Raw genomic sequence first — 7,136 nt, forward strand, 5'->3', positions numbered from 1 at the left:
CGTCGCATGGCTTCATTCGACGGGGAGGGGGCTCGCGATGCGCGTCGTCGTCACAGACGCGGAAGTCACGCTCGCAGACGTGCTCTCCCTGCGACTCGCCATCGAGGAGCCGTTGGAAGACGGCACGGAGCTCGTGCTCCGGCATCGTACGACGGGGGTCGAACGCGGCGTGCTGCTCGGCACGCCGGGCGCCAGGGCCAGTGAGGCCACACTGGCCGTCTCACTGGCGCCGCTCGTGCTCAGCGCCGGCCGCTGGGACGCCTACCTGCGCCGCGAGGGCAGACGCGTGCGGTTGCGCAGCGTCGATCCGGGCTTCTCGCTCGACCACCTCGACGCCTACGCGCTGTGCAGACGGACTCTGGCCTACCGCTCCTACCGCACCCGCAACGGATTCCTGGCCCTGAAGATCGACGACGCCGCGCCCGCCGCCGAGGTGCGCGCGATCTGGTTCCGCGAGGGCCGCTTCGAGGTGACCGGCCTGCTGGCGTTCACCGGGCTGGAGGACGACGACTGCCGGCACGAGGCCCGGCTGGCGCTGCACCGCCGGCAGTCCGAGGACTTCATGACGCGCACCTCCGCCACCGTGCAGGGAGTGCGCTTCCACGCCGCGTTCTCGCTGGTCGACGTGCTCGCCGCCGACCCCGACGGCGTCGGCACCTGGGAGCCGTCGCTGAAGGTCGAGGGCGTGCCGACGGCGATGAAGCTCGGGTCGCGCCTCGACGACGTCGACGGCAAGCGCCGCCGCCTGCACTACCCGTCGGCCCGGATCGACGGGGTGCCCATCCGCCCCTGCTACACCGCCGACGACGAGCTGCGGATCGAGGTGGGCGGGTGAAGATCACCCTGGTGCTCGCCTCCGCGTACGGCATGCGCGGCGACGTGCGCTCCACCCTCAACCTGGCCAACGCCCTGGCGGAGCGGCACGAGGTCGAGGTGATCAGCGTCCGGCGGCCCAAGGAGAAGCCGTTCTTCCCGGTCGCGTCCGGCGTGACGATGCGCTCGGTGATCGACGCCAGGCCGGGGAGCAGGCGTCTGTTCCCGCGCGGCCAGGTGCGCGCCGAGGTCGCGCTGTGGCGGCTGCTCCGCGGCCTCAGGTCCGACGTGATCATCACCACCCGGCCGGGGCTCGGCGTGCAGGTGGCCAAGCACGCGCCACGCGACATGCTCAAGATCGCCCGCGAGTGGAGCCGGCCGGCCGTGCCCGGGCCGGTGCAGCGGTTCTATCCGAGGCTCGGCGCGGTGGTCACGGCGACGGAGACGGCCGAGGCGGAGTGGGCCGAGCTGCTGAAGGAGGAGGGGCCCGTCGTGCACACCGTGGCCGACGCGCTGCCCCACGGGCCGTGGCCGCGCTCGCGGATGGACAACCGCATCGTGGCGGCGGGCGGCAGGTGGGTGCCCGTCAAGGGCTACGACCGGCTGATCAGGTCGTTCGCGATCGTCGCTGACAAGCGGCCCGACTGGCGGCTCCGGCTCTACGGCGGCGGGCCCGAGGAGAGGCTGCTGCGTGCCCTGGTCCGCGAGCTCGACCTGCACAACCACGTCTACTTCATGGGCACCACGCCCGACCTGCCCGGTGAGTTCGCCAAGGCGTCGATCGTGGCCAACACCTCGCACACCGGCGACCTGGGCATGACCGTGCTGGAGGCCATGGGCTGCGGGGTGCCGGTCGTGGCCGTCGAGGGCGCGAGGGGGCCGACGGAGTTCGTGGCGACCGGCTACAACGGGGTGCTGGTGCCCGAGGTCGAGGACGAGCTGGAACTCTTCGCCGCGGCTCTGCTGGCGCTGATCGACGACGAGCGCAGGCGCCGTTCGCTGGCCGCCGGAGCGCTCGAGACGGCCGTACGTCACTCGGCCGACGAGATGGCCCGGCAGTGGGAGAGGCTGATCTCCGGACTCCGCTGAGAGATACCGGATACGGGTATCCTGGGGGTATGCATGGGTACAGCGGAGACAAGCAGGCTTATCTGACTCGGCTGAGGCGGATCGAGGGGCAGATCAGGGGTCTGCAGCGGATGGTCGATGACGACGCCTACTGCATCGACGTTCTCACCCAGGTGTCCGCGGCGACACGGGCGCTTCAGGCGGTCGCCCTCGGGCTGCTGGAGGAGCACCTCTCGCACTGCGTGGCCGATGCCATCAACACCGGAGGCCCCGAGGCCGAGGCGAAGGTCAAGGAGGCGTCGGCGGCGATCGCGCGTCTCGTCCGGTCGTAGAAGATCGGCGGCTTGACTGACTAGTCATATTGTGGGAAGCGGCACACCCCCCGAAATGACTGTCCCGGACCCCTGAGGAGTCCGGGACTAGGTCTTTGTGATGGTCCTTCAGCGGCTCGCCGAAGTCCGCAATCCGAGCGCGTCGTCGAGCTCGTCCAAGGTCAGCCGCCGTTCGCTGACAGCGACAGCGGTAAGCACCTCAGCGTAGAGCGCAATCTCGTCCAACGCGACACGGTCGTGGACCCGAGAGTCCAGGTCATCGTGCCCCACCGCGTCGTCCTTCCTTCCGCAGCCCACACCCTCTACGAGGTTACGGCTGAGGCCCTTCCGGCGACATGGCCCATCGGAGTCATTCCTTTCCGTGCCACTCGGGCCTCTGCAGGATCATTTCCCGAATCCGAGATCACAATTCAGCGAATTGTCTGTTATCTGAAGTAGTGGAACGATATAGGCGGAGTAAGGGTTAAATAACGGTATTAGTGGGTTAGGAGGGAACATCGTCACGTTCGTGGACGAGCCTCCGCACGAGCGCCGACTGCCCCGCGAACCCACGCTCCGGCACCTTGGCCCCGCTCACCCGGCCCCACGCCAGCCCGGTGGCATAGGCGGCCCCGAGCACCGCCGCCGCGCTCGCCCGGCCGGGCGGCTCGATCTCGAACCCCGACACGACGTGCCGGCCCGGCGCCCGGGCGAGCACGTGCCAGCCCTCACCCTCCGGCGCGGCCGGGGCATGACGGCCCGAGTCGGCGGGCAGCGGCTGGGCCGGCCCCAGCACCGGGAACCCGTCGGGCTGCGTCGACTCCGCGGCCGAGGTGCCGGTGAGCCCCGCGCGGGCCAGCTCGCCGTAGGCCCGCCGGAGGCGGTGGTCGAGGTGGCCGGGCAGCGAGCCCCGGGAATCTGACAGGTCGGCCAGCAGGGTGGCCGCCGCGTGGGCCGGGTCGCCGGTGAAGGCCAGGGCCTCGGCCAGGTCGTAGACGCTGTGGCAGAAGTGGGCCGCGGGGTCGGTCTCCGCCAGCACGGCCCTGGCCAGCCGGACCGGGCAGCGCTCCAGCCACGCCTGGCGTACGGCCCGGTCGTCACGCAGGGCGGCGCGGTCGTCCAGGTCCGGCCGGCTGAGGGCGGGTTCGACCATCGTGAGCAGCGCGAGCGCGCGCGGCCGGAAGCGGGCGTCGGCGAGCAGGATCTGGGCCGTGTCCGCCATCACGGCGGCCAGGCGGAGCGCCTCGCGCGAACGGCCCGACCGCAGCCGCTCGGCGACGAGCGTGACGAGGTCGAGCAGCGGCGGCGCGGGCAGCCAGCGCACCCACTCGTCACCCGGCAGCGGCCGCCGCAGGTATTCGCCGAAGACCGTGATCAGCCCCTCGTTGCCGTCGAAGGCGGGCGCGTAGGCGCACCACATCACCGTGCCCCAGACGGCGGCGACCGTGCTCGGCACGTCGGCCGCGAAGATCTCGTCGAAGGCGGTCAACGGGAAGTCGCGCTCGGACTTGCGGCCGTTGGTCCGCAGCAGCACCCTGACCTGCTCGGTCAGCCCGGCCGGCACGTCGGGGCCGATGAACGCCTGTGTGGAGCCGGGCTCGGCGGCGAAGTCGGGGCCCCGGGGGATCACCGGAGAGGGCAGCGCCGCGGCGGAGTGGCCGACTCGGCGGGCATGGGCGCCCCTCGGCGGCGGGGCGAGGTGCCAGCGGCCGTCGGCCGGGTCGTGCAGGTGCCAGCGCGCGTGCGCGCCGAACAGCCACCGGTCGCCGTCGGGCGTCACGAGGGCCCTGGCCGCGATCGCCTGGGCGCGCGCCGGCACCGGAAGGGCAGGCCAGCGATGGTCGGCGACCATCGCACGGACCTCCGACTCCGCGGCGGCGAACGCATCCCAGGGGCGCACGGCGGCCATCGTACTGGCCGAGTTCGAAATCAGCAGTGACCATGACACGGCAGAATGTCCACTATGAGGGCGAAGATGGCAGGGATCGTGGCGGTCGCGAGCGCGCTCGCCGGTTGCGGCACGTTGACGGCGGCGCAGCCTTCGCCCACGGGACCGGGCGTGCTCACACTGGAGGCGGCCACCCCGCCGACGCCGGGAGGCGAGGTGGGCGCGGCCTCCACCGAGTTCGCCGCCGGCACCGACCTGTCGATGTGGACGAAGCTGAGCGAGGTCGAGAAGGACCTCGACCGGATCGCCAGGCTCGACGTCAACAAGACGGCGAAGGGCGCGATGTACCTGGAGCCCAGGACCTCCGCCTGGTTCGACGGCTTCCGCGGCCCGTTCGTCTTCCAGGAGCTCGCCGGCGACATCGTCATGCACGCCCGGGTCAAGGTCGAGGGCAAGAAAGGCGGCACGCCCAGGCGCAAGTTCTCGCTCGGCGGCCTGATGGCCCGCCAGCCCGGTTCGTACGCCGTGCCCAACTGGGTGTCCGTCACCACCGGCACGGCCGACAAGCGCGGCCAGGTCGAGGTGAAGTACACCAAGGAGGGCAGCTCCAAGCCGCAGGAGTTAGCCGTGAAGAGCGGCTGGGTCGACCTCGTCCTGGCCAGGGTCGGCCGCGTCGCGGTGGCCCTCTACAGGGAGGACGGCGGCGCCTGGAAGGTCGCCAGGCGCTGGGAGTCGAACCTGCCCGAGGTGCTGCAGTGGGGCATCACGGCCTACACCGACTGGGACAGCTACAGCACGCTCAAGAAGGACGCCACGAAGGGCAACGCCAAGCAGGTGAGGGGGGTGCCGGACGTGAAGATGACCGTCGACTTCGTCAGGTTTCTGCGTCCGGAGCTGCCTGACTACGCCGACCCGCTCAACACCGCCTCGGTGCCGGACGCGGTGCTGATCAAATCGCTGACGCCTGCCCGTGTCTGATCGCCTTGGCCATGTAGTTGTCGGGCGTGCGGGCGAAGGAGTCGCGGTCGTCGTCGGTGAGCTCCCGCACGACCCGGCCCGGCACCCCGGCGACCAGCACGCCGGCCGGGATCTTCTTGCCCGGCCCGACCAGCGCTCCGGCCGCCACCAGTGTGCCCGCGCCGACGCGGGCGCCGCCGAGCACGATCGCGCCGATGCCGATCAGCGCGCCCGTCTCGACGTGGGCGCCGTGCACCATGGCCTTGTGCCCCAGGCTGACCCTCGACTCCAGGATCGCCGGCTCGCCCGGGTCGGAGTGCAGGCAGCAGAGATCCTGTACGTTGCACTCTTCCCCGATCTCGATCCGCTCGTCGTCTCCCCGGAGAACGGAGCCGTACCAGATGCTGGACGCTCGTCCCACACGCACCTTCCCGACCACGACGGCACCGGGGGCGATGTACGCCTCGGGATGAATGTCCGGGACTGCTCCGTTGTTCAATGCAGCGATGTACACCCGTCACATCGTAATTCCCGCCCCAGGTCTGGCGTTCCGGTTGCGGACGTGGGCAGATGGCAGGAAAGTCGTTTCCTGACGTCTCGTCGTCAGACCCTTACAAGCCGCAGTTTTCCCCCGCCTCACGCAAACCCTTAGGTATCCCCCATGACAAACCAGCACGAGAACTTTCCCGATCTGATGCAGGATGACACCTTCGAGGTCGCGCTCCGCGGCTACAACCGCGCTCAGGTCAACGACTACGTCAACCGCACCCGCAACCAGATCCGCGATCTGGAGGAGCGGCTCGTCCGGGCGATCGACCAGGCCGAGCAGGGCCGGCTCGAGCTCGCCGAGGCCAGGCGGCGCATGGTCGAGGCGCCACAGAGCTACGAGGATCTCAGCCCGAGGCTCGCGCAGATTCTCAAGCTGGGCGAGGAGGAGGCCGCGTCCAAGAAGGAGGACGCCGAGGCCGAGGCCACCAGCGTGCGTGACGCCGCCAAGTCGGAGGCCGAGCGGCTCGTCACCTCGGCCCGCGAGACGGCCGACAGCATCCTCACCTCCGCCCAGGCGGAGGCCGAGCGGCGGGTGGGCGAGGCCACGGCGGCGGCCGAGCGGATGCTGGCGCAGGCGGGCGCCGACGCCGATGAGAAGCTGACCAGCGCGCGCCAGGAAGCCGACGCCACCCGCCTCGAGGCGCGCGAGGAGGCCGAGCAGTTGGTCACCTCCGCCCAGGCCGAGGCCGAGCGGCTGGTGGAGAGCGCCAACGCCGAGGCCGCGCGGACCCTGGCCGCCGCCCGGGGGGAGGCGGAGTCGACCCTCACGGCGGCACGGCAGCGCGTGGCCGCGCTCGACGAGCACGCGGGCCGGCGGGTCGAATACCTCGGCAACACGCACACGGAGGTCGTGCGCCGGCTGACCGAGATCAGCTCGGTGCTCGGCGATCTCATGCACGCCGAGAAGGCGGCGGGTCCGCTGCTGGTCGAGCCGGCGCCGGTGCCCTACGAGGGGCCGCCGCAGGAGGCCCAGACTCGGGACGGCCGCTACGACGAGGGCCGGTCGGAGGAGGGCCGGCCGGAGGAGGGCCGGTCGCAGGAGGGCGAGCCGCAGGAGGCCCGCTACGACGAGTCGCAGACCGAGGAGGTCCGGTTCGCCGATCCCCAGGCGGAGTCGCGGGACCCTCAGCCGCAGGAGGCTCACTACCAGGAGCCTCCGACGCGAGACCTGAGCTTCCCGGAGCGGGAGCGGCCGGGCGACGTCCGCGTCATCGTCGGGGAGGACGAGGAGGCGCCGGTCCGGCGCGCGGTCTCCGATGACACCGACGTGAACCTCGGCCACCTGTCAGACATTCGCAAGTAGCACGTAGAACGTTCCGTGAGCGGAAGCCTCCGCCCCCGATAGGGTCGGAGGCTTCCGCGCATGCGGCCCCCTGGGGGCCCGGTGCCGGAGCCGCCGAGACGCTGGACCCGGCACCGGGCTGTTCGTGTGCGCCCGCCAATGCATACACACTGCTCGGCGGAGGAAAGAGCGACTGAACAACAACGATACCGCCGCTACATCCGCGCGGTTTGCTGGAGAGTTGAGCCGCGCTGTCGAATGACTGCTG

At 71.1% G+C, this 7,136-nt stretch carries 7 protein-coding genes; 5 read left to right on the forward strand and 2 right to left on the reverse strand.

The genetic code is table 11. From position 1 onward, the window contains the following. Window positions 1-37 precede the first annotated feature (37 nt). From AB0C16_RS26785 to AB0C16_RS26795, 3 genes are read left to right on the forward strand one after another with little or no spacing between them, the layout of a single operon-like run. Window positions 38-835 carry a hypothetical protein gene (locus AB0C16_RS26785; protein ID WP_357686711.1) on the forward strand — a complete coding sequence of 266 codons (798 nt, stop codon included), beginning with the start codon at window positions 38-40 and terminating at the stop codon, window positions 833-835. Then, window positions 832-1,902 carry a glycosyltransferase gene (locus AB0C16_RS26790; protein ID WP_357686712.1) on the forward strand — a complete coding sequence of 357 codons (1,071 nt, stop codon included), beginning with the start codon at window positions 832-834 and terminating at the stop codon, window positions 1,900-1,902. The genes AB0C16_RS26785 and AB0C16_RS26790 overlap by 4 nt, the downstream gene beginning before the upstream one ends. Before the next feature lie 29 nt (window positions 1,903-1,931). Further along, a complete protein-coding gene (locus AB0C16_RS26795; protein WP_357686713.1) occupies window positions 1,932-2,213 on the forward strand; it encodes a metal-sensitive transcriptional regulator in 282 nt (93 codons plus the stop codon). 484 nt (window positions 2,214-2,697) lie between these two features. Here AB0C16_RS26795 and AB0C16_RS26800 read toward each other — a convergent pair whose 3' ends face one another. Continuing rightward, a complete protein-coding gene (locus tag AB0C16_RS26800) occupies window positions 2,698-4,092 on the reverse strand; it encodes a hypothetical protein (protein ID WP_357686714.1) in 1,395 nt (464 codons plus the stop codon). A gap of 63 nt (window positions 4,093-4,155) precedes the next feature. Here AB0C16_RS26800 and AB0C16_RS26805 point away from each other — a divergent pair, with 63 nt between their 5' ends. Then, window positions 4,156-5,058 (forward strand): hypothetical protein, encoded by a 903-nt coding sequence (locus tag AB0C16_RS26805; protein ID WP_357686715.1) that lies wholly within the window; start codon window positions 4,156-4,158, stop codon window positions 5,056-5,058. Here the strand turns inward: AB0C16_RS26805 and AB0C16_RS26810 are convergent. After that, complete coding sequence (locus tag AB0C16_RS26810) at window positions 5,030-5,551, reverse strand: gamma carbonic anhydrase family protein (RefSeq protein WP_357686716.1); 522 nt, start codon at window positions 5,549-5,551, stop codon at window positions 5,030-5,032. The two genes, AB0C16_RS26805 and AB0C16_RS26810, sit on opposite strands and share 29 nt — an antisense overlap. Before the next feature lie 147 nt (window positions 5,552-5,698). Here AB0C16_RS26810 and AB0C16_RS26815 point away from each other — a divergent pair, with 147 nt between their 5' ends. Beyond that, window positions 5,699-6,889: a hypothetical protein gene (locus tag AB0C16_RS26815; protein WP_357686717.1), complete on the forward strand. Its 1,191-nt coding sequence runs from the start codon at window positions 5,699-5,701 to the stop codon at window positions 6,887-6,889. Window positions 6,890-7,136 lie beyond the last annotated feature (247 nt).

The organism is Nonomuraea sp. NPDC048916 (assembly GCF_040649575.1).
Taxonomy (GTDB): domain Bacteria; phylum Actinomycetota; class Actinomycetes; order Streptosporangiales; family Streptosporangiaceae; genus Nonomuraea.

Bases quoted from the DNA above. Each gene is read 5' to 3' on its own strand.
- AB0C16_RS26785 (WP_357686711.1), top strand. From the start codon at position 38: ATGCGCGTCGTCGTCACAGACGCGGAAGTCACGCTCGCAGACGTGCTC.
- AB0C16_RS26795 (WP_357686713.1), top strand. From the start codon at position 1,932: ATGCATGGGTACAGCGGAGACAAGCAGGCTTATCTGACTCGGCTGAGG.
- AB0C16_RS26805 (WP_357686715.1), top strand. From the start codon at position 4,156: ATGAGGGCGAAGATGGCAGGGATCGTGGCGGTCGCGAGCGCGCTCGCC.
- AB0C16_RS26815 (WP_357686717.1), top strand. From the start codon at position 5,699: ATGACAAACCAGCACGAGAACTTTCCCGATCTGATGCAGGATGACACC.